Source organism: Limosilactobacillus sp. (genome assembly GCF_040772465.1).
Taxonomy (GTDB): domain Bacteria; phylum Bacillota; class Bacilli; order Lactobacillales; family Lactobacillaceae; genus Limosilactobacillus.
Genome location: NZ_JAXGYB010000007.1, coordinates 61,369 through 83,431 on the forward strand (window position 1 = coordinate 61,369; position 22,063 = coordinate 83,431).

The window sequence follows — 22,063 nt, forward strand, 5'->3', positions numbered from 1 at the left end:
GCACAGATTAACGAGTAAAGATGAGGATCAGAGTGATGATTAACCAGACAATTAATCCTAAACAAACTAGGATCTTCTGAATATATCTTTTCCTGTAAAATTGAATCTGTTCTTGACGATATTGTTGAATAGTGGCCGTAATGCGTTGTTGATTAGCTCGTTTGAAGTCATGAGTCAAAAAATTAACTTCTTTGTCTAGTTTTACAGTTCCTAATAACCATTGAAACAATGGATAATTCGGCTTAATGAATTGGCTGCGAGCAATCCAGCGTGGGTCATGAGTTCGGACTGGCAAAATCAGGATGCGAATAACCCTAGCAGGCTTAATTTTCGCCTGACCATCACGATATTCCGTAATCGGAACGTTAATAAGTGAGTCCAATAAAACATCTTTGAAGTTTTGACTGTCCTTTTGATGTTGTCTCATCGGTCCTTGTAAATCTTTGGGCAACTGATAATTAGCAATTTGGTGGGTACCGGTGAACATAACCTGCACCCAGAAATTTTCGTAACGTCGATGATGGTGCTTGACCTTATGTTTTTGTTGCTCTTGTTGAAATCTAGCTAAATCGCGGTAGACAAACGACCAACTGCGAGTGTTAGGTTTTTGCATGTGAAATCTCTCCATTTATCTGATCAAAGAAATACAAGTGCTATTGTAGCGCATTAAAAGCAATTTCGTTCTAGATGAGCGACGATAATTTTGCAAAAGAAAAAACTAGACCACACCATAGGTGATATGATCTAGTTTCTTCAAAATTGTCAATTAGTACCAATCGATAAAGCACTTGCGTAAAAATATCGCATCCACTTACTCAATTAATCATCAAAGTGACGCCATGGGCTATATCTAATTTTCGTTTTGCTTGACATAATTTGCCAAAGTCATAGATGCAGGTAAAGTGGTATCAAAAGCATTATTTTGTCCATTCTTTACATAGGCATATTCGCCATTAGGCAATTTGACAACCATTCCAGTACCAACGTTTTGTAAGGATGTGCCATTTTCATACTTGGCTGACCACTGCGTAATATGTGTAGTTGGATCAGGAGCAACACCTGTAGATTGAGCCTTAGTAGTAAATAAATCTGGATAAAGGTGTTGTAATTGTGACAGATACTTACCGCCATAATTTTGTTGCCCTTGGCCACCACCACGAGTGTAAGCCAAATATACTATGTCACTGTAAGTCTGACCATCCACAGTCAATTGTTGACCATGTTCATTGGCACGCGTAACAGTTACTGCTTCTTGGCCACTCAAGCCAAGCATTTGGTTCATAACTATGTCTTCCTGAACCTTCATACCAGCATGATGAAGTGCAGCAATTGTATTAGCTAATTCTTGACCAGTACCATATTTAGTTGGGTTACTGTTTGTGCCAAGATCATAACGATCCGTAATAGAATACCCTTCATGGTATCTACTCATTGAGAATGAAGAATAAGCTGGTGCCATCCAAACATCAGTAATACCCATGTCAGCTAATTGACTAGCATTGCTTTGCAAAACATTGTACATCCTATTAGATTGTGCAGTTGGTTCTGGCTGGTACAAACTAAAGGTTTCGTAGATCAAGTGCGAGTCCAAAGCTGCATTAGATTCAAAGAACTTATCATTCTGACCACTAGCGTTAGCAGTTGTAGAAGCATCTTGAGTACCATTGATTACAGGTACCCAAACACTTAGATATCCACTGACATATGGATTAGAATATCCCTTCACATGAATTGTCAGAATACCATTTGCATTAGTCGTTAAAATTGCCGGGTTCAACGATCCAGTGCCGTTATAAGTCAAGCCATCAGCAGTTGAATCAATCAAATTACGGTATTGTTGGTTAGCATGTTCGATTCCCATATTAATGTTAATGGTTTGATCTGCCATATTAGCATTATTGCCAACCACAACAGCCATTCCTGTTGTACGACTTAATGCATCACTGCCTAAGCTAGTTGCATTCTGAACACCTTTACCATAACGAACACTAGCAATTAAATCATTACCAATGGTCGTCATAGATTGCCCACCACTAACAAATGCTTTCCGTGCTTTCATCAATGTAGTAATTGCATCATAGTACATGGAACGTGTCTGCATGTATGGGTCAGTCTCTTTGTAAAGATCACCGTAATATACTTGTGGCACAGTATCTTTATTGCTCAGTAAGATAGCATACTGAGCAGGTAAGTTTTCTTGTGCATATTTCTTATGAGTCTTTGCTTGATCAGCATAGAATTCTTGCCAAGCCTGTTGCGCATATTCGGCTTTATAACCATTAGCCATTATGTCTGGAACGCCCGGGTGATTATCAATAATAATCTGGTTAATGACATTCTTACGTTGGTCATGGTTAGTGACAAATGACCAATTTGGCGTAGCTTCATTAATCGTGGAGTCATCTTGACGGTTAACAGCGCTGTTAGTCATCAAATCATGAATGCTATTCCGACCCTCATCACGACCAAGTACGTTTTCCAGCGTGTAGAAGAATCCAGAATCCATATACAGTTCAGGATTACCTTTGCTATTCAGCATTTGAATAGCACTATCATGGTAGCCTTCATTGTAAAGCAGGTGGTTATTTGCATTAGCTTCGTTACCCTTGGTATGGTACATATCATTGACCAACTGGGCCAATTGATCTAACACATCAGCATCAACGTTATCAGCCGCATCAATTCGGAAGCCATCAAAATTGCCATCCGAATTAGTATTGGTCAGTTTCCCATAGTTAAGCAGGAAGTATTCCCAGTTCATATTTTCAGCTTGCACTGCCGGGTTAGAGTTGTCGATATCAACACCAACTAATAATTCAGGACTGGTATTATTGACATTTTGCTGACCTTCTTGGTTGGTAATTGTCCGGTTAATAAGACGGTATTGGCTATCTGCATTAGCAGTATTGCCCTTCGTTTGATCAGTAGAATTATTATTGACGAAAATCAACTGGTCATTATTAACAGATCCTGAATGATCAGGTTTGTAACCATGACTGTAAACCACTGATAATTCCGACTTAGCGTTTAATGATGGTACTGTCTGCATAAAGGCATTAATATCATTAGACAATGGTCCTGTACTCTTTGCTGAAGCAATATGCTGTTCAATCACGTAACGTAGATTTTGAGCTGTATTATCAAGAGTGGTTTGATCAGTATTACCAGACAAGTTTGCTACTGTGCCAGTAGTCAAACCATAATCAGCATTGACATAACCATGGTTAACAAAGTACTTGATAAATTGAGCCTCAACATCCTTGCTTGGCCATGCATACATCAAAATTGGTCGCCAGTCACTTGCACTTGTTGGATACCAAGTTTGTCCATTCTGGCTCGTACCAACAGGACGATACCAGCCACTATAACTGACATAACCCTGTACGTTATTGATAGAATTACTATCCAAAGAATAAGGAACATTCTCCCAAGTGCCTGAATGAGAGGTCGAAACAACATTATTAGCTGAATCATAAATAGTCAAAGTTGGTTGCTGATTACTGTAAGTAATTCTTCCATAATAATTAGATATCAATTTGCCATCTGAATCAAAACGATACTGTTTATTATTAATAGACTGGAGGCCTACTAATGGACTCCCATTTCTAAAGTAGTAGGTAGCGCCATCAATTTGAGTCCAACCAGACTGAATTGGCCGCATAGCTCCAAATGACCCATCATGTTTAGTATTGAGGTTATACCATTTGCCATTGATCTTCTTCATACCAGTTTGCATAATATTAGATTGGCTATCGAAGTAATACCAGTCATGATTGATATATTGCCAGTTTCTAGCTGCCGCTCCAGAATTATTAAAGTAATACCAATCGTTATTAATCTGTTGCCAGCCGTTCAGCATTGCACCATAATTATGTCCATTCTCAGGGTTGAGATAATACTTGTTATTATTAATAACTTGCAATCCTACTTGCATAGCGCCAAAAGTACCATTGTGACTAGGGTTCAGATAGAACCATTGACCGTTAATGAATTGCCAGCCTGAACGCATCAGTCCATAGTGACCATCATGATTAGGATTGAGATAATACCAAGTATTATCAACATTCTGCCAACCAGATAACATGTTAGCATTCTGCGGTTGGAAATAATACCAACCATCCGAAACCCATTGCCAGCCAGCTGCTGCTTGGCCATTTTGCTTAAAGTAATACCAGTAGCCAGCAGGTGATTGATACCAGTTAGTCAATGCCCAAGCATTGTTGGCATCAAAGTAATACCAAGATCCATTGATCTTTTGCCAACCAGATAATGCCCAAGCATTTGCTGTATCAAAAGCATAAACACGATTATTGATTGTCTGCAGACCAGTTTCAGCGCGGCCATTATTGTTAAAGTAGTACCAACGTCCGTTAATTCTTTGCCAACCTGTAACTGCTGATCCATCATTTGTATTTTGGTTAAAGTAATACCAGGAACCATTAACCCGCTGCCATCCAGTCAACATTGCACCATATGTGCCATCGTGACGTTCGTTCAGGTAGTATGTATGGCTCCTAATGGATTGTAATCCCGCTTCCATCATAGCTGTTTCAGGATTGAAGTAGTACCAACGACCACCAAGCATCTGCCAACCAGTTTCTGCGGCCCCATTGTTAGGATTAGTATTGAAGTAATACCATGATCCGTTTGCCTGTTGCCATCCTGTTAGCATTGCACCATATGTGCCATTGTGGCGTTCATTTAGGTAATAAGTACGACTATTAATAGATTGAAGCCCTGATTCCATCAAGGAAGTTTGAGGATTAAAGTAATACCAATTATTGTCAATGCGCCGCCAATTTTTAACGGTTGAACCATTTTCTACATAGTACCAATCACTACCGTTTTGATTCCAACCTGCTTGATTGACAGGCAAGGAATGCGTAGGGGTTGTTGTGTTAGATGGTGCAGTTGTTGAAACAGTACCAGAATGATTCGTATTAGTAGTCTGAGTTGATGTCGTTGAAGCAGTTTGATCTGTATTTTGTTGCTCTGTAGTTGGAGTATTAGATTGTGACTGGTTCTGGACTGAAACATTATTTTCAGATGAATTTCTATTAGTTGCAGGTGAAGGTGCAACAGCAGAAGTTGTTGATTGCTGTACACTCGCGTGTGCTATCAGAGGCTCAGTACCCCCCCCAGCATAGAAAATGCCACCTGCTACCATAATGCAGGCAGTTAGCCATAATTTACCAGCTTTATAAAGCTTATAGTGTTCCTTCATTTCAGAATTCCTCCACAATAAAGACGTCTTATACTAATAATTCAGTATATATTTTAGTTGAATTCGTTTTCTTGTCAATCAATGTCTATAGCCCCCATAAATGTACAAAAAAGACCATAACTACCACAAAGACAGTAGTCATGATCATTTCTAGCCACATATATTTAGTACAAATTTTCTAACTGATGTATCAGAGCAGCAGCACGGTCCATCTTAGCTTTGGCAGCATTATACTTGTTTTGAGCTGCATTCAGCTTTACCTGATCTTCTTTAAGTTGTTTGCTGGACATGTCAGGGGCTTTCTTGAGGGCTGATTGAGCATTTTGCACAGCTTTCTGTGCTGCGATTACTGAATTTTCAGCTTTGTAAACCATGTTTGTGTATGGTGTCAAGTCAATCTTTGATGAGAATTGATTATTCAAGTTCAAGAAATGCTGTGGCTTTATAGTCCAATCAGGTATTACATCAAAATGGAAGCGAGGAGCATCATGATTGTCAAAGTTTGCACCTATAATGCCACCACCACGTTCACTGTTATTAATGGAACACCATGTATCTAAACCAAGCATTTCATGCTGATGTCCAAAACTATTTTCGCTCTGCGCAGCATCATACTTAATAGAATAACCAGTATCCATATCCATATTGCCATAACCATATTCACGAAGGAAACCACTGACTTGGTCATAGCAGCCCTCTTTGAGTTGGGCAATTGTCATCTTACCACTCTTTGGTGATTCAAAGGAATTACCCCACCAGCCTAAGCATTCACCAACACCGTATTTACTCAATACCGGAACGTCATGGCCACCGTGATAAGTCTTATCATGAGTAACATCTCGACCAATATCATGAGTTGCCTGAATTGATTCGGTGCTAACCCGCACAGGTTTTGTACCGACTTGTTTTCGCATACCATTCACGATGTCAGCCATAAAAATAGCCGCAATTTTAGCTGAGTTGCCAATCAATACTCCATCTTTATCAAATTGAGCGTATGCCTGTTGGTCATGTGGATCTAGGTCTTTCCAATAGGGGACAAATACTGAACCCGTTGTTGCACTAGATTTAGTGATAACCGGAATTGGCACAGGTTGGTAGTTTTTGGCTTTTGTTAATGTATTCTCAGCAGCTTTAACATTTTCTTTAGCATTTTCGAGTGCTTGTTCTGCATCATGCAGGTCGTTTTTTGCTCCAATGACTGCCGTCTCTTTATCGCCTTCCAAATCACGCTTGGCATTATCCAAATCAATTTTAGCACCATCCACTTCGTTCTGAGCATCATCATAATCTTGATTGGCCTGGCGATCTGCTTGGGCAATGTCAGCATTTCTATCCCAAGCACCACTATCAGTGAAGAAGTAGGCCTGATTGTCAATAACTTTCCATCCTGTTTGCATGGCACCGGAACCATTTAAGTAATACCATTTGCCATTAATGTATTGCCAACTAGTCTGCATCGCGCCAGAGCCGTTCAGGTAATACCAGTTACCATTAACCTTTTGCCAGCCAGTGCCCATTGCGCCAGAACCAGTTAGGTAGTACCAGCTACCGTTAATCCATTGCCAGCCGGTTGCCATCGCACCCGAACCAGTCAGGTAGTACCAGTTGCCATTAATATATTGCCAGCCAGTCTGCATGGCGCCTGAACCAGTCAGGTAGTACCAGTTACGATGAATGTATTGCCAGCCGGTTGTCATTGCACCAGAGCCGTTCAGGTAGTACCAGTTACCATTAATCTTTTGCCAGCCAGTCGCCATCGCACCCGAACCAGTTAAATAATACCAATTACGATTGATGTACTGCCAGCCCGTTTGCATCGCACCAGAGCCGTTCAGATAATACCAATTGTTATTGATCTGTTGCCAGCCGGTCACCATCGCACCAGTCTTGTTGAGGTAGTACCAGTTACGGTTAATGTACTGCCAACCAGTCTGCATCGCGCCAGAACCAGCTAAATAGTACCAATTGCGATTGATGTATTGCCAGCCAGTCTGCATGGCACCAGAGCCAGTCAAATAATAACGAATATTATTGACATTAGCCCAGCCTGTCTGCATGACACCTGATTTATTGAGATAGTACCAGCTACCATTAACATACTGCCAGCCATTAGTCATGACTCCCGATTGAGCAAAATAGTACCAATTATTATCAATCATCTGCCAGCCAGTAACACGTTGGCCTTGCGAATTATTGTAATAACGGCTCCCATTGTCTTCTTGCCAGCCGGTTGAATTATTGGCAGCTTCCGGCTGAACTGCGACTGCCTGATTAGTTGTTGATTGATCATAAGCAGCAACCGATGATGATTCATTTGATCGGCTCTCAGCAGTATTGCTTTGCGAATTGTCATTTGATGATGATCCTGTTGATTGTGCAACCGGTGCTGCTAAATTGCTAATTCCTGGCTGAGAATTATTAACTATTTGTGCCACGTGAGTTGGCGTTGCACTAACATCAGCTTTAGCGGTCCTGCTTCCGATTCCCATCCCGAAAACAGTCAGCATACCAGTAGCGATCGCAGCGACTAGCCAAGTCTTCTTGGCTTTATATAGCTTCATCCTGATCATTATTCAATTATCCCCCAGTTGTAATTAAGATAATTACTTTGATAATAAATATCCGCTGTTATTATAATTGGAAAAGTCTAGAAAATCTATATCTATTTAGTGATATATAGAACACAAAACGGAACTAACCAGAATCACTTCAGTTCTGATTAGTCCCGTCTTTTGTATTATTAGAACATATTGATAACTGTTTCGACACTTGCATAAGCCATGAAAAGAACCACGACCCAACCGGTGATGCTTAACCAGAGCGGGTGCTTGTACGTGGCACCCATGATCTTACCCTTGTAAGCGGCCAGAAGCAGGATTGCTAAAGCAATCGGTAGGATGAAGCCGTTGAGAGCTCCGACGACGACCAGTACCTTGGCGGGTTGGCCGATCAGGTAGAAGACGATCGTCGAGAAGATAATGAAGCCCATCGTCAGGTAACGCTGCAGCTTCGCAAATTTCTGCGAAGACGTGTTGGACACGGCGTAGTCGAGGAAGGAAACCGACGTAAAAGTCGAACCCAAAGTCGATGACAAACCCGAAGCCAGGAGCAGCAGGCCGAAGAACTTGTAACCAAAGTTGCCGGCAGCGTACTTAAAGATCGAAGCAGCCGGGTTGCTTGGGTCGAGTTTGTAACCCGCTACGATAACGGCCAGGCCAGCCAGGAACAGCATCACTCGGATGACGGAAGCCAGGCCAATTCCAGTCAATGCGCCTTCGTTGACGTACTTGATGTCGCCCTGACCCTTGGCACCACCAGCCAACAGCCGGTGCCCGCCGGCAAAGGAAATGTATCCACCGACAGTCCCACCGACGATCGTGACGATCGAGTAGAAGTTAACCTTGGTTGGTGCAAAGGTATGCTGAACGGCCATGCCATACGGCACCTTCATGATGCACAGAATATAAATCAAAATGGCAATTTTAATCACGGCCAGCACTTGCACCGTCCGGTCGACGGCGGTCAAGGCATTCTTGATGATCAAGACGATGATGGCAAAGATGCCGACGATGATCGCACCGTCACGGGCTGGAATGCCGAAGAGGACGTTCAGCCCCAATCCGGCGCCACCGATGTTCCCGATGTTAAAGAAGAGACCACCGATGGCCACCAGGGCCGACAGCAGGTACCCGAGCCCCGGTGCCACTTCGTTGGCAATCACCTGGGCCCGTTTGCCGGAGACGATAATGATACGCCAGATGTTTAATTGAACAACGATGTCGACCAGGATACAAATCAGAATGGCAAAGCCAAAGTTAGCTCCCATCTGACCGGTAAAAGTCGCCGTTTGGGTTAAGAAACCAGGACCGACGGCAGACATGGCCATCAGAAAGGCCCCACCGATCGCGGCGGCCCGTAATTTATTATTGTGAGATTGTGGTAAATGCTCGCTCTTTCCCTCTTGCTTCATTCAGACCCCACCCTTCTTGGTAATTTAGCACGCTGCTAGAGCAATGCCATTTGCTTTCAGCGTTTTACGTAATTCTTTGACGATTGCCAATGCCGCTTCGTTGTCACCGTGGACACAGAGCGAATCGACCTTCAGCGGCACCTTTTCGCCGGTGATGGCCGTCACCGCCTGGTCCTTGATCATGTGGACAGCACGCTGAGCGACTTCGGCTGGATCAGTCAGGACAGCGCCCTTTTGCGAACGCGGCACCAGACTGCCATCGGCCTGGTAAGCCCGGTCAGCGAAGGCTTCGGAACGGGATGGAATGCCAACCTGTTCAGCCGCTTTGATCAGGTTAGAGCCAGAGAGACCGTAGATTGGCAGATCAGGATCAACCCGCTTGATACCCTTACAGATGGCCACGGCTAAGTTCAGATCTTTGCCCGCAGCGTTGTAAAGGGCACCGTGCGGCTTAACGTGGTGCAGGCGGTGATTATTGGTAAAGGCGGCCAAAGCACCGACCTGGTACGTGATCATGTTGGTCACATCGTCTGGATCCATCGCCATCCGTCGCCGGCCGAAACCATTCAAGTCAGGATAGCCGGGATGTGCACCAACGGCCACGCCGTTGTCCTGGGCGATTGCCACCGTCTTCGCCATTACGCTCGGATCACCGGCGTGGAAGCCACAGGCAACGTTAGCTGAAGTGATCAATGGCAGCACATTAGCGTCATTACCGATCTTGTAATGACCAAAGCTCTCACCTAAATCACTGTTTAAATCCACTGTTAGCAAATTAAGATCTCCTTTCTAATTGGTCGAGCCAGTTGACGTTGGTCGTCAACCGCTGGAAATCTGGTTCCTGCAAAATCTGCGTCAACAGATCCAAGTTGGTATGGATGCCACCGATGACGGTTTCGTCGATTGCCTCTTGCATCTGTTGGAGCACCCGTTGGCGGCGGTCACCGTAGACAATGATCTTGGCGATCATCCCGTCGTAGTTACCAGGCACCGTGTAACCTTGGTAAAGCGCGGTATCGACCCGCACACCCTGGCCACCTGGCAGGTGAAGAGCTGTGATCTTACCTGGCGTCAGCGCATTGACCCGGCACTCGAGGGCAAAGCCCCGCGTCGTCACGTGGTGCTTACTCAGCTCAGCACCAGCCGCAATCCGCAGCTGCAGTTCCACCAGGTCCGTTCCGGTGATCAGCTCCGTAATTGGGTGTTCCACCTGGATCCGGGTATTCATTTCCATGAAGTAGTAACTGCCATCGCGATTGTAGAGAAATTCAATGGTCCCTGCACCTTCATAGCCCAGATGAGCAACGGCCTGTTCCGTCCGCCGCAACATCTCATCACGCGTATTGGCTGGCACAACAACCGCCGGTGCTTCCTCGATCACTTTTTGGTGACGCGCCTGAATGGTACAATCCCGTTCACCGAGGGCCACGACGTTACCATACTGATCAGCAACGATTTGGACCTCAATGTGACGTGGATTCGGCAGGTATTGTTCGATGTACATTTCATTGCTATCGAATGAAGCAACCGCTTCTTCCTGGGCGGTTTCAAATTTGGCCTTCATCTCTTCAGGTGAATTGACGATACGCATCCCCTTGCCGCCACCACCGGCGCTGGCTTTGAGCATCAGCGGGTAGCCAATCTGTTCTGCTTGCGCGAGGGCATCATCCACCGACGTGATGACGTGAGCACTACCACGGACGACCGGCAAGCCGGCTTGTTTCATCGTCAACCGTGATTGCTCCTTATCACCAAGGAGGCGAATCACACTGGAACTCGCCCCGATCAATTTGATTTGGTGGTCTTCGCAGGCCTTAGCGAAGTCCGCGCTTTCGGAAAGGAAACCGTAGCCGGGGTGGATCGCCTGGGTGCCGGTCAATTCGGCCGCCGTAATAATCGCAGAAATGTTGAGGTAACTGGCGTTGGCGTTAGCGGGTCCAATGCAAACAGCCTCGTCCGCTAATTTGACGTGGAGGGCGTCGCGGTCTGCTTCCGAATAAACAGCTACCGTCTTCAGTCCGAGCGTTCGGCAGGTTCGAATAATCCGGACGGCAATCTCGCCCCGGTTGGCGATCAGGACCTTGTGAAAGGGCCACTTGCTAAGTGAACTACTTAAGCTGAATAAGTGGTTGTCCATACTCAACCCCCTCTTCGTTGTTAACGAGGACCTTTTCCACTGTTCCTTCACGATTGGCGACGACATCGGTGAAGGCCTTCATCACTTCGATAATCCCGACAACGTCACCTTTTTTGACGTGATCGCCCACTTTAACATATGGCGGTTCCTGCGGCGACTTAGCCGTGTAAAAGACACCTACGCTCGGCGCATTGATCGTATTATTATTCGTCGCCGTTGCTTTGGGAGCCATCACCGCTTGCTTTGCATCGGCAGATGCCGTGGTACTAGGCTGAGCGGGGGTTGCCTGAGCAAGTGGATTGAGAGCTTTCAGTTTGATGTGTTCATTCTTATTAGAATATTCAAGTTCTGCGAGGTTATTGTCTTTAAGAAGCTTAATCAGAGCTTCGACGTTTTTAGTATTCACGAAAATCACTTCCTAAAATAATTGTGCGATCCGCTGGCTATCCACCCGGTCAATGCCGTATGGTCGCTGGTAGCGGGAATGTTGAATTTGTTGGTCCAAATCTGTCAGTTGCTGAGCCTGTTGCTTCAATAACTTGCTAGCTTCAGCCAATTCGATCAACTGAAATTTGATTGGCTGACCTGGCTGGCACTGGACGAATCGTGGAAGATCAACACTTGCTACCACTGCAATTAAGGGGTAGCCACCCGTCGTCTGCCGATCTGCCATCAGGACGATGGGTTGACCGCTGGATGTCAGCTGCACAGCACCACGTACGGTGGCTTCCGACAACATACTAGGCAAATTAGTCGTCAGTTCCTTACCAACGAGTCGGTAGCCCATCCGGTCGACATTCTTCGTCACCTTATATTCCTGAGAAGCAAACAACTTTTGGTCGGCTGATGAAAAGTCATCCCATTGAGGGCCCTTCAGCACGCGGATTGTCGTGGTCTTAGTACGATCCGGCAATGCCGGTTGATCAGTATGTCGATGATAATAGGAAGAAAGTCGCCAAGAAGATTGATAGGCCAATTGGTCACCAGCCTGAAGCTGACGGCCATGGTAGCCTCCCAGATGCAGACGCAACATCGTAGCGGCACTGTCCATGAGTGGTTTAACCTGCAGGCCACCACGGATAGCCAAGTAGCCGAACATCCCGGCGCTGGCCTGACCGATCTCTAAACGATCGTTCGCATTCACCTGAAGGCAACGGTAGGTGGCCACTTCTTTGCCATTTAATTTGACGGTAAATAGACCGCCTGTGACGGCCACAAAAGTTGGTTGGTCAAAAACAAGCGTTGGCCCCATGATGACAAATTCGAGCACCGGCGCCCCTAAGGCGTTACCGACGAGGAGGTTGGCAGTCTTCAAAGCTTGCTGATCCATTCCGCCCGCTTCTGGAAAACCGTTGATCTGGTGTTGAGGACGACCAAAGTCCTGTACCGTCGTCTGGGTTCCAGGTTTGATCACACTAATCATTGCCATCGTTTATCACCGCCTTTACTTGGTAGGTCCCCGCCTGGTCTGCCTGACGAATTTGCCGATACTCATCCTGATTAATTGATACGAAACGCACCTTATCACCAGCGGCATAGAAACTCTGCGGATGGTCCGGCCGGTAAAGGGTCACAGGGGTGCGCCCAATAATTTCCCAGCCACCTGGCGATTCCACTGGATAGAATCCAGTTTGCTTACCTGCAATGCCAACACTGCGCGCCGCGATCTTCAGACGTGGTTTGGCGAGACGAGGCATGGCAATCTGATCAACAACACTGGCCATGTAAGCAAATCCCGGCAAAAAGCCCAGGAAGTAGATCAGGTAATCGCGGCCGGTGTGCAACTTAATAGCCTGCGCTTCATCGACGTGGGCAAAATCTGCTAACTTAGCGAGGTCCGGGCCAAACTCGCCACCGTAGCAAACCGGGATCAGCCAGGTTTTGCTTGGTAGGCTCTTGGCTTGCAATGCCCGCTCAACCAGTGGTTGCAACTGTGGCTTCAAATCATCACAACTGGTCCGACTGCCATCAAATAAAACGGTCAAGGTGTGGTATGCCGGTACCACCGTTTGAACTGCTGGCAACTGAGCGTTAAGGATCAGCTGACCCAAGTGGTGGATCTGCTGGTTGACTTGCGGATTGATTTCGTTGGCAAAGACAATTTCCAGCGCCTGGTCCCCCACCGGCACAATTTGATAATGATTCATCAGCCTCACCTTTCTTGCTATTAAGCTATTATTAGAGCATGATTAAATATTAGTGAAAACGCATAAATAAGTCAATCCGTGACGTCTCTAACTGCGATTGTACGGTGAAATTGTCTTAACTTGTTTCAACTTTTATCATGACTGACTTAAGATTTCGAGGGTTCATGCGATCGAAAAGTTATGAATACAATGAATTTTGACCACGCCAATAAGGGGGTTGCTCGACACTGTCTTCCACATTTTCTTAATGTTGCAAAATGAAAAAAGTCAGCTATGTCTCACACACATAGCTGGCTTTTTAATTACACACACCAAACATTAGCATATGTAGGTAATTTTGTCTTATAGATATAATAGCATATATCGACAGCTAAAAGGTTACCCACTCTTATCTTGCGTATCTTCTTAGTGGACCCTTTGAGGTCCCAGGTATTCGTAACTCTCACCTTTAACTAGAAAGGGGGTGAGAGCCACATTGAACAATTTCGTCCTGAGTACACTTGCTAATGCACTGGGCGGCATACTGTCGTTCACCATTATCAATGTCGTAAGAAGTTGGTTTACCAAACACCGACATTAGTATCGTTGTCACAAAATAAAAAAGTCAGCTATGTCTCACACACATAGTTGACTTTTTTCTTCACATACACCAAACACTAGCATATATGAACAATTTCGTCCTGTAAGTATTCTAACATAAGCAAACATTAAAGTCAGCCATGCATTAGCTTCTGACTAACCTTGAACATCCCTAAATCAAATGCACACCCTTATCCACGTAGATCACGTCGCCGACAACCCCGGTCGACAGATCACTCATTAGGAATGCACAGGTACCGCCGATTTCTGGCAGAGTGACGGACTGATCATCGACCGTCCGGGACTTCGACAGCTTCAGCAAGTCCGAATGGCCGTGAATTCCGGTAACCGCGAGGGTCTTCATGGCCCCGGCAGAGATGGCGTTGACCCGCACCCCGAATGGTCCCATGTCGCGAGCTAGGTAACGGACGTTAGCTTCCAGGGCGGCCTTGGCAACGCCCATCACGTTGTAATTCGGAATTGCCCGTTCAGAACCGAAGTAAGTCAAAGTCACGATGCTGGCTGGCTGCTTCAGCAAGTCCAACTGGTGAGCCGCCTTGGTCACCGCGATCAGTGAGTATGCTGAAATATCCTGATCCAGGGCGTAACCGTCGCGGGTTGTGTCGAGGATGGAGCCGGCCAATTCTTCCTTCTTGGCATAGGCGATGGCGTGCACCAAACCGTCCACTTGGCCGAAACGGTCTTTAATGGTAGTAAATGCTTGGTTAATACTGTCGTCACTGGCAACGTCGCATTCAATCAAACGATTATCATCGTCGACTAAGCGCTGGACACTCTTCTTCATTCGTTCGTTTTGGTAGGTGTAAATCACAGTTGCACCCTGCTTGGTCATCTCTTGGGCACAACCCCAGGCGATGGAACGCTTGTTGGCCACGCCCATCACCAAAATCTTTTTATTGGCTAGAATTCCTTCCATTATTTTCTCCTTTAAAATTTTCGAAAGCGCTGCTGGCGAGCGGTTAAAAGCTCGTCTGCCGTCATTGAACTTAATTGCTTCAGTTGTGGCGCCAATGTCTGATCAATATTATGCAAAACCACGGAGTGATCATCTGGTTCATCGATGATTCCCTCGATCACCCGTTTCTTTAACAGTTCCTGCGGTGTCAGTTGCATCAACCCTGCCGCTTCGTCAGCGCGCGAACTATCCTTCCACAAAATCGAGGCAAAACCTTCCGGCGACAGAATCGAGTAGGTGCTCTTTTCCATCATCCAGACCTGATCACCACAAGCTAATGCCAGGGCGCCACCACTGCCGCCTTCACCGTAAATCACGGTGATGATCGGAATCGGCAGCTGTGAAATCTGCAAAAGGTTATCAGCGATCGCAGCCCCCTGCCCGTTCTCTTCGGCACTTTGTCCAGGATAAGCACCAGGCGTGTCGACGAAGAAGAAGACGGGACGGTTAAACTTGGCAGCCTGCTTAGCCAAACGCAGGGCCTTGCGGTAGCCACCAGGCGTCGGGCAGCCGAAGTGGGTAGCCATCCGTTCCTTGACGTTTTCGCCGCGATCCGTGGCAATTACCGTCACCGGTTGCTGGTGGTAAAAGGCCAGCCCACCGACGATTGCTGGATCGTCATTTCCCTCGTGATCACCGTGCAGTTCAATAAAATGATCGAATAAGTGCTGAGTAATTTCTGACACGGTGATCTTTTGGGTACTGCGGGCAGCAGCCACGATGGCAGCTGCATCTTCCTTAGTCATGATGGCCACCTCCGTATTGCAAAAGTTGGTAGATCAGTTCTTTTTCGTCCTGGCGTTGCACAATGCGGTCGACAAAGCCGTGCTTTTCGAGATTCTCGGCATCCTGCAAGTCTGCCGGAATCTTCTGGTGGATGGTCTGTTCAATCACCCGTCGACCAGCAAAACCAACCAGGGCGTGGGGCTCGGCTAAGGTAATGTCACCCTGCATGGCAAAGCTAGCAGTGACCCCACCTGTCGTCGGATCGGTTAAAACGACCAGGTACAAGAAACCAGCCGCCGCATGCTGAGCAACAGCATTGCTGATCTTGGCCATCTGCATCAAGGAGCTGATCCCTTCCTGCATCCGGGCACCACCAGAAGCCGTACAGAGGACAACCGGCAAGCCGTCCTTCGTGGCCCGTTCAAAGAGCCGGGTGATCTTCTCGCCCGTCACGGTACCAAGCGAACCCATGATGAAGGTCGGGTCCATGATGCCCAGGGCCAGTTGCTGATCCTTGATACGAGCACGACCCGTCCAGACAGAATCGTTCAAACCCGTCTTGGCCTGAGCCTGCTTGATCTTTGCTGGATAACCCGGAAAGTGTAGCGGATCCCTAGTCTGCAAATCAGTGTCCTGTTCCTGAAATTCATCCACCAACCATTGGAGACGCTGCCGGGCACTGATCCGAAAGCCGTAGTGACAGTGCGGGCAAGTAGCGTATTCATCCAATTGCTTGGTCAAAATCGTCGTCCCGCACTTCGGACACTTCTGCCATAAATCATCGGGCACCTTCGCATCCGCCTGACGATCCGATTTGACGTGGTTCGCCGTTAGCGTTTTAAGACGTTTGTACAGTTGCATGATTCTGTTGCACCCCTTTCCGCCACCGTGGCAAGAATGAATGCTCGAGGTAAGCCGTGGTAAAACGGCCACTTAAAAATTCAGGGTCGTTCAAAATTGCCAGGTGGAAATTCTGGTTCGTTTGGATACCGACGATCACCATTTCGTTCAACAATCGTTTCAGTTTCTGAATAGCTTCTGTCCGGTCGTGGCCATGGGCAATTACTTTGGCGATCATCGAATCGTAAAATGGTGTCACCTTGGTACCAGGATACAAAGCTGTGTCGATCCGCATTCCCAGGTTGCCCACCGGCAGGTAGAGATAATCGATCTTGCCGGTCGACGGCATGAAATTGCGGGCGGGATCTTCGGCGTTGATCCGGCACTCGATCGCGACGCCGTGGAGTTGAACATCTTCCTGTCCAAACGGCAAGGGTTCCCCGGCGGCGACCTTCAGTTGGGCCTTCACCAGGTCGATGCCCGTCACCATTTCGGTCACGGTGTGTTCGACCTGGATCCGGGTGTTCATTTCCATGAAGTAGAAATGGTGATCGGCATCCATTAAAAATTCGAGTGTCCCAGTATTGACGTAGTCGATCGCATTGACCGCCTTGATAGCCAATTGACCCAGGTGACGCCGTTCCTCCGCGCTTACTTGTGAACAAGGGCTCTCTTCCAACACCTTTTGCCGGTTGCGCTGCAGTGAGCAGTCCCGTTCTGGGAAGTACACCGCGTGTCCTTGGGAATCACGAAAGACCTGCACTTCGATGTGCTTAACGTTTTCCATGATTTTTTCCAGGTACATCCGGTCGTCATTAAAAGAGAGCCGGGCTTCGGCTTGGGCATCACTAAAGGCTTGGCGCATCTGGCTCACTGAATTGACCCTGCGGATACCCTTGCCGCCACCACCGGCAGCGGCCTTGAGCAAAACGGGATAGCCGATCCGATCAGCTATCTTTTCTGCATCGCGATAGTCACGGATATAACCATCACTGCCGGGAATCACCGGCACCCCGCTCTTATGCATTTGCTCCCGGGCGTGTTCCTTATTGCCCATCATGTCAATGGTTTCAGCGCGTGGACCGATAAAGGTGATTCCGCATTCCTCACACATTTCGGCAAACTCAGCGTTTTCAGAGAGAAAACCGAAACCCGGGTGAATTGCCTGGGCACCGGTGCCGACTGCCGCCGCCAAAATATTCTTCATATTGAGATAAGAATCTTGGGGCCGTGCCGTACCCACGCAGACGGCTTCATCAGCCAATTGGACATGGAGGCTCTCCCGGTCGGCCGTCGAATAAATGGCTACCGACTTAATGCCCAGTTCGCGAAGGGAGCGAATGATCCGGACGGCAATTTCACCGCGGTTAGCCACTAAAACCTTCGAAAACATCTGCATCACCTAGCCAATCATAAAGGTTAATTCTGCTGTGCAGGCACGCTCGCCATCGACCGTTGCGACACCTTTACCTTCACCAATGTGACCGCGCAGTTTGGTCATGTGCACTTCCAACCGCATCGTGTCACCTGGGTGCACGACCTTGCGGAACTCCGCTGAGTGAATGCCACCGAAGTAGGCCGTCTTGCCCTTGAATTCAGGTTTGGACAACAATGCCACCGCCCCGGTTTGGGCCAGTGATTCTACGATCAACGCCCCGGGAAGTACCGGGTTCTGGGGAAAGTGACCGTTGAAGACTTCTTCATGAATCGTCACGTTGCGCTTGGCCACCGCCATCTCGCCGGGCACTAATTCATCCACCCGGTCAATCAACAGCATCGGGTAGCGGTGAGGAATAATCTTTTGAATTTGGGTCGAATCTAAACTTACTTTGGCCATCGTTAACCCTCCTTAATCATGACCAGTGGCTGGTCATATTCAACCAGGTCGCCATTTTCAACCTTGATCGCTTGAACCGTGCCATCACAGGTACTCTTGACTTCCGTCAGCATCTTCATGGCCTCAACCACGCAGACGACATCACCCTTGTGGACGTGGTCACCGACTTTGACGTAAGCGGGCTGTTTCGGTTTAGGCTGAAGATAAACCGTCCCGACCAGCGGTGCCTTGATAGCAGTTACCTTGCTGGTCGGTTGGTCCTGTGGCGTAGCTGTAGCGGTTGCGATCGCACTAGCGGCGCTCGGTACGTGGGCAGCAGTTTGTGCTGGAGCAGTTGCCTGCTGGTTTTTACTCAGGTAGAGGTGAAAATCCTGGTCATCGATCTTCAGTTCACGGGTCGATGACTTTTCGAATTGGTCCATCAATTGTTTGACATCGTTAAATTCCAAGAAATTACCTCCATTTCTTAAATGCTAGGACGGCGTTATGACCACCGAAGCCGAAGGAGTTGCTCAGGGCATATTCGGCAGCGGTTTCCTGGTTACTGGCGTTTACCAGGTTGACGTGGCATTCGGGGTCCTGCTTTTCACAGCCGATGTTCATCGGCAACTGACCCTTCTGGAGAGCAGCGACCGTGATGACGGCTTCGATCGCCCCGGCCGCGCCGAGAAGGTGTCCCGTCATCCCCTTGGTCGAACTAACCAGCACGTCACTGTCTTCCCCAAAGACCTTGTTGATGGCGAGAGCTTCACCTGTATCATTGGCGTGAGTAGCCGTCCCGTGGGCGTTGATGTAGCCAACTTGTTCCGGCTTGATCCCGGCTTCGTCGATTGCGGCCTGCATTGCCCGAGCAGCACCTTTCCCAGATGGATCCGGAGCAGTGATGTGGTAGGCATCACCGGTGGCACCGTAACCGACGACTTCGCCGAGGATCTTAGCGCCACGGGCTTGGGCGTGTTCCAGACTTTCAAGGATCACAGCACCGGCGCCTTCGCCGAGGACGAAACCGTTACGGTCTTGATCGAACGGTCGTGAAGCCTTCATGGGGTCTTCCGTCGTCGACAGAGCCTTGAGGGCAGCGAAACCCGCGATTCCAATTTCGTTAACCGAGGCCTCGGCTCCACCAGCGATGATGGCTTGGGCTTTCCCCGCCTTCACTTTGCGGAAGGCTTCGCCAATACTGTGGGTCCCGGTGGCACAAGCCGTCACCATTGCCGTGCAAACGTTCTGGGCATTGGCACGAATAGCGATGTTTCCGGCAGCCATGTTAGCGATAGCCATCGGCACGAACATTGGTGAAACCCGCTTCGGTCCCTTGTCGTGCATTTTGATGATCTGTTCCTGGATAGTGGTCAAACCGCCGATCCCGGAACCGAAAATAACACCAAGATCTTCCGGCTTAGTATTATCTTCGTTAATCCCGGCCATCTCCAGTGCCTGAACCGCAGTCTGCACTGCGTACTGGGAGTACAGGTCCATCCGCCGGGCACCCTTCTTGCCGACGACCGCTTTCGGATCAAAGTCGTCAATTTCACCAGCCACCGTGATGCCGGTCTCCTTAGCGTCAAATTTACTGATGGGCTTAATCCCAACTTTGCCGACAAGGGTGTTGTTGACAAAAGCCTCCAAACCGTTCCCGTTGGGGGCAATTGCACCCATGCCAGTAATTACAACTCTTGTCATCAATTCTCACTCCTAAATTGTCATTCCGCCATCGACCACAATCGTTTGGCCGGTGATGTAATCGTTTTGTGCCAGAAACAGTGCTGTTTGGGCAATCTCACTCGGTTGACCCAGTCGCTGCAACGGAATCTGGCTGATAATCTGTTTCTTGTTCCGGTCGGACAAAGCAGCCGTCATGTCGCTGGCGACCATACCCGGGGCAATGGCGTTGCAACGAATGCCGCGCAGGGCACCCTCCCGGGCAACCGTCTTGGTTAAGCCGATCAAGCCAGCTTTACTAGCCGCGTAATTAGCTTGGCCGATGTTACCGTGAAGGCCGACCACGCTGGACATGTTGATGATGGTCCCACGGCGTTGCTTGTACATCTTCTTCAACAGCGTCTTAGTCAACAGGAAGGGCCCCCGTAAATTGACGGCCAAGAGGTCATCAAAGTCGGTTTCCTTCATTCCGATCATCAACTGGTCCTTAGTGATCCCGGCATTGTTGATCAGCACGTCCACCTGGCCGTAGACTTTCCAAGCTTGCTTAGCTAAATCAGCGACGTCGTCTGCCTTAGACATATCCGCCTGTAGATAATGAAAGTCGCCGCCGATTGCCTGCAGCTGATCAACCAGATCATCAGGCAATTGTTCATGACGACCGTTGAGAATCACTTTAGCGCCCGCTTTGAGAAAGGCCTGGGCCATTGCCGCACCGATTCCCCGGGAGCTTCCCGTAATCAAAACAACTTTGTCTTTTAATTCCATTCTGGATGCTCCTTTACGTACTTTTCGTAGTCTGCCAGCGTACTGATGTGGTCGTGAGCGATCGTTGGAGCGACTTGCTTAGCAAAGCGGGTCAGCGTCTTGCCCAGTCCAATTTCCAAAGTGGCATCAATTCGTTCATGATCGACCATGTACTGGAGATCCTCACCAAAGTGAGTAGGAACCGCTAACTGCCGTTCCATCACCGTGGCGATGTCATCTGCCGCAAATGGTTGGACCAGGGTGTTGGAGATCACCGGAACAGTCGGTTCAGCAAAGTGTACTGACTGCAGACGTTGGTGCATCTTTTCCCGCGCCTGGTTGAATAACGGGGTGTGGAAAGCACCGCTCACCCGCAAAACAACCACGCGCTTGGCAGCCTGCTGCTCTTTTAGCTCAGCAGCCGCCTGCTCAACTTGGTCGCTGACCCCGCCGATCACCAATTGCTTGGGCGAATTGTAGTTGGCTACCCAAACCTGGTCATAGTGATCACAAACATTTTCAACTGCGCTCACATCAGGATTGAGAATTGCCGCCATTGCGCTATCAATCCGGTCAGCATCATCTTGCATGTATTGTCCGCGGTCGGCGAGCAAAGGCAAACCTTCGTCTGCACTCAGCGAATTGCTAGCCATCAAGGCCCCATATTCACCGAGCGACAGGCCAGCCATCGCGGCAACCGGCATCTGCGGCAAGTCACGTTGCAGCATCCGGTAAATGTCGTAACTCACAGCCACCAATGCGGGCTGAACGTTCTTCGTTTCTTTCAGTTCATCGTCCTCACTGGCCATGATTTTACGCAAATTCAGCTTACTGGCAGCGCTCTCAGCCGAAATTAGCTCTGAAAAAAGGGGATCAGATAAAAAATCCAATCCCATTCCTGGCTTCTGCGACCCCTGGCCGCTGAATAAAAGTCCTAATTTCATTTATTTAGCAGCTTCCTTAGCCTTGATCTGCTTGTCCACCAGGTCGACAACGTCAGAAATCGTCGTGGCAGTTTCGTCACTGTCCAGTTCGATGTCGTACTTATCTTCCAGCTCGTTCATGATTTCGAAAACATCCAGACTGTCGGCATCCAGGTCATCATGAATGTTGGCATCCATCGTGATCTTGTCCGCGTCGACATCGAGTTCATCGACAGTAATCTTCTTTACATCGTCAAAAATTTGTTCCTTAGTCATTGTTAAATTCCTCTTT

Annotated in this window: 20 protein-coding genes; all 20 read right to left on the reverse strand. The window is 48.0% G+C overall.

Features of this window, described 5'->3' with window-relative positions:
- Positions 1–7: 7 nt before the first annotated feature.
- Positions 8–613 carry a hypothetical protein gene (locus AB3114_RS07455; RefSeq protein WP_367342628.1) on the reverse strand — a complete coding sequence of 202 codons (606 nt, stop codon included), beginning with the start codon at positions 611–613 and terminating at the stop codon, positions 8–10.
- A 237-nt stretch (positions 614–850) separates the two neighbouring features.
- Positions 851–5,224, reverse strand: coding sequence for a glycoside hydrolase family 70 protein (locus tag AB3114_RS07460; protein WP_367342629.1), 4,374 nt, complete (start codon positions 5,222–5,224; stop codon positions 851–853).
- A gap of 164 nt (positions 5,225–5,388) precedes the next feature.
- Complete coding sequence (locus AB3114_RS07465) at positions 5,389–7,788, reverse strand: KxYKxGKxW signal peptide domain-containing protein (RefSeq protein ID WP_367342630.1); 2,400 nt, start codon at positions 7,786–7,788, stop codon at positions 5,389–5,391.
- 179 nt (positions 7,789–7,967) lie between these two features.
- Positions 7,968–9,197 carry an NRAMP family divalent metal transporter gene (locus AB3114_RS07470; protein WP_367342631.1) on the reverse strand — a complete coding sequence of 410 codons (1,230 nt, stop codon included), beginning with the start codon at positions 9,195–9,197 and terminating at the stop codon, positions 7,968–7,970.
- A 24-nt stretch (positions 9,198–9,221) separates the two neighbouring features.
- Positions 9,222–9,971 carry a LamB/YcsF family protein gene (locus AB3114_RS07475; RefSeq protein WP_367342632.1) on the reverse strand — a complete coding sequence of 250 codons (750 nt, stop codon included), beginning with the start codon at positions 9,969–9,971 and terminating at the stop codon, positions 9,222–9,224.
- A 1-nt stretch (position 9,972) separates the two neighbouring features.
- On the reverse strand, positions 9,973–11,334 hold the full coding sequence (locus AB3114_RS07480) for an acetyl/propionyl/methylcrotonyl-CoA carboxylase subunit alpha (protein WP_367342633.1): 1,362 nt from the start codon (positions 11,332–11,334) through the stop codon (positions 9,973–9,975).
- The gene (locus AB3114_RS07485) at positions 11,306–11,740 is read right to left on the reverse strand and encodes an acetyl-CoA carboxylase (RefSeq protein ID WP_367342634.1); all 435 of its coding nucleotides are present in this window, start codon (positions 11,738–11,740) and stop codon (positions 11,306–11,308) included. Before AB3114_RS07485 ends, AB3114_RS07480 begins: the two co-directional genes overlap by 29 nt.
- A 12-nt stretch (positions 11,741–11,752) precedes the next feature.
- Complete coding sequence (locus tag AB3114_RS07490; protein ID WP_367342635.1) at positions 11,753–12,763, reverse strand: biotin-dependent carboxyltransferase family protein; 1,011 nt, start codon at positions 12,761–12,763, stop codon at positions 11,753–11,755.
- Positions 12,750–13,481 (reverse strand): 5-oxoprolinase subunit PxpB, encoded by a 732-nt coding sequence (pxpB, locus tag AB3114_RS07495; protein WP_367342636.1) that lies wholly within the window; start codon positions 13,479–13,481, stop codon positions 12,750–12,752. The genes AB3114_RS07490 and pxpB overlap by 14 nt, the downstream gene beginning before the upstream one ends.
- Before the next feature lie 448 nt (positions 13,482–13,929).
- Positions 13,930–14,073: a hypothetical protein gene (locus tag AB3114_RS07500; RefSeq protein WP_367342637.1), complete on the reverse strand. Its 144-nt coding sequence runs from the start codon at positions 14,071–14,073 to the stop codon at positions 13,930–13,932.
- Positions 14,074–14,232: 159 nt separating this feature from the next.
- Entirely contained in the window at positions 14,233–14,997 is a 765-nt protein-coding gene (gene fabI, locus AB3114_RS07505) for an enoyl-ACP reductase FabI (protein WP_367342638.1), read from the reverse strand.
- A gap of 11 nt (positions 14,998–15,008) precedes the next feature.
- On the reverse strand, positions 15,009–15,782 hold the full coding sequence (accA, locus tag AB3114_RS07510; protein ID WP_367342639.1) for a carboxyltransferase subunit alpha: 774 nt from the start codon (positions 15,780–15,782) through the stop codon (positions 15,009–15,011).
- Complete coding sequence (locus tag AB3114_RS07515; RefSeq protein WP_367342640.1) at positions 15,775–16,623, reverse strand: acetyl-CoA carboxylase carboxyltransferase subunit beta; 849 nt, start codon at positions 16,621–16,623, stop codon at positions 15,775–15,777. The genes accA and AB3114_RS07515 overlap by 8 nt, the downstream gene beginning before the upstream one ends.
- Positions 16,601–17,995, reverse strand: coding sequence for an acetyl-CoA carboxylase biotin carboxylase subunit (gene accC / locus AB3114_RS07520; protein WP_367342641.1), 1,395 nt, complete (start codon positions 17,993–17,995; stop codon positions 16,601–16,603). Before accC ends, AB3114_RS07515 begins: the two co-directional genes overlap by 23 nt.
- A 9-nt stretch (positions 17,996–18,004) precedes the next feature.
- A complete protein-coding gene (fabZ, locus tag AB3114_RS07525; RefSeq protein WP_367342642.1) occupies positions 18,005–18,439 on the reverse strand; it encodes a 3-hydroxyacyl-ACP dehydratase FabZ in 435 nt (144 codons plus the stop codon).
- Positions 18,440–18,441: 2 nt separating this feature from the next.
- Positions 18,442–18,888, reverse strand: a complete 447-nt coding sequence (gene accB / locus AB3114_RS07530; protein WP_367342643.1) for an acetyl-CoA carboxylase biotin carboxyl carrier protein — start codon at positions 18,886–18,888, stop codon at positions 18,442–18,444.
- A gap of 4 nt (positions 18,889–18,892) precedes the next feature.
- Entirely contained in the window at positions 18,893–20,122 is a 1,230-nt protein-coding gene (gene fabF, locus AB3114_RS07535) for a beta-ketoacyl-ACP synthase II (protein ID WP_367342644.1), read from the reverse strand.
- 12 nt (positions 20,123–20,134) lie between these two features.
- Positions 20,135–20,869 (reverse strand): 3-oxoacyl-[acyl-carrier-protein] reductase, encoded by a 735-nt coding sequence (gene fabG, locus AB3114_RS07540; protein ID WP_367342645.1) that lies wholly within the window; start codon positions 20,867–20,869, stop codon positions 20,135–20,137.
- The gene (locus AB3114_RS07545) at positions 20,860–21,792 is read right to left on the reverse strand and encodes an ACP S-malonyltransferase (protein WP_367342646.1); all 933 of its coding nucleotides are present in this window, start codon (positions 21,790–21,792) and stop codon (positions 20,860–20,862) included. Before AB3114_RS07545 ends, fabG begins: the two co-directional genes overlap by 10 nt.
- Positions 21,793–22,047 (reverse strand): acyl carrier protein, encoded by a 255-nt coding sequence (locus AB3114_RS07550; RefSeq protein WP_367342647.1) that lies wholly within the window; start codon positions 22,045–22,047, stop codon positions 21,793–21,795. It abuts the gene before it with no gap.
- Positions 22,048–22,063: the final 16 nt, after the last annotated feature.

Bases quoted from the DNA above. Each gene is read 5' to 3' on its own strand.
- AB3114_RS07455 (WP_367342628.1), bottom strand. From the start codon at position 613: ATGCAAAAACCTAACACTCGCAGTTGGTCGTTTGTCTACCGCGATTTA.
- AB3114_RS07465 (WP_367342630.1), bottom strand. From the start codon at position 7,788: ATGAAGCTATATAAAGCCAAGAAGACTTGGCTAGTCGCTGCGATCGCT.
- AB3114_RS07490 (WP_367342635.1), bottom strand. From the start codon at position 12,763: ATGGCAATGATTAGTGTGATCAAACCTGGAACCCAGACGACGGTACAG.
- pxpB (WP_367342636.1), bottom strand. From the start codon at position 13,481: ATGAATCATTATCAAATTGTGCCGGTGGGGGACCAGGCGCTGGAAATT.
- fabF (WP_367342644.1), bottom strand. From the start codon at position 20,122: ATGACAAGAGTTGTAATTACTGGCATGGGTGCAATTGCCCCCAACGGG.
- AB3114_RS07515 (WP_367342640.1), bottom strand. From the start codon at position 16,623: ATGCAACTGTACAAACGTCTTAAAACGCTAACGGCGAACCACGTCAAA.
- accA (WP_367342639.1), bottom strand. From the start codon at position 15,782: ATGACTAAGGAAGATGCAGCTGCCATCGTGGCTGCTGCCCGCAGTACC.
- AB3114_RS07470 (WP_367342631.1), bottom strand. From the start codon at position 9,197: ATGAAGCAAGAGGGAAAGAGCGAGCATTTACCACAATCTCACAATAAT.
- accC (WP_367342641.1), bottom strand. From the start codon at position 17,995: ATGTTTTCGAAGGTTTTAGTGGCTAACCGCGGTGAAATTGCCGTCCGG.
- AB3114_RS07480 (WP_367342633.1), bottom strand. From the start codon at position 11,334: ATGGACAACCACTTATTCAGCTTAAGTAGTTCACTTAGCAAGTGGCCC.
- fabG (WP_367342645.1), bottom strand. From the start codon at position 20,869: ATGGAATTAAAAGACAAAGTTGTTTTGATTACGGGAAGCTCCCGGGGA.
- AB3114_RS07545 (WP_367342646.1), bottom strand. From the start codon at position 21,792: ATGAAATTAGGACTTTTATTCAGCGGCCAGGGGTCGCAGAAGCCAGGA.
- AB3114_RS07550 (WP_367342647.1), bottom strand. From the start codon at position 22,047: ATGACTAAGGAACAAATTTTTGACGATGTAAAGAAGATTACTGTCGAT.
- fabI (WP_367342638.1), bottom strand. From the start codon at position 14,997: ATGGAAGGAATTCTAGCCAATAAAAAGATTTTGGTGATGGGCGTGGCC.
- fabZ (WP_367342642.1), bottom strand. From the start codon at position 18,439: ATGGCCAAAGTAAGTTTAGATTCGACCCAAATTCAAAAGATTATTCCT.
- AB3114_RS07460 (WP_367342629.1), bottom strand. From the start codon at position 5,224: ATGAAGGAACACTATAAGCTTTATAAAGCTGGTAAATTATGGCTAACT.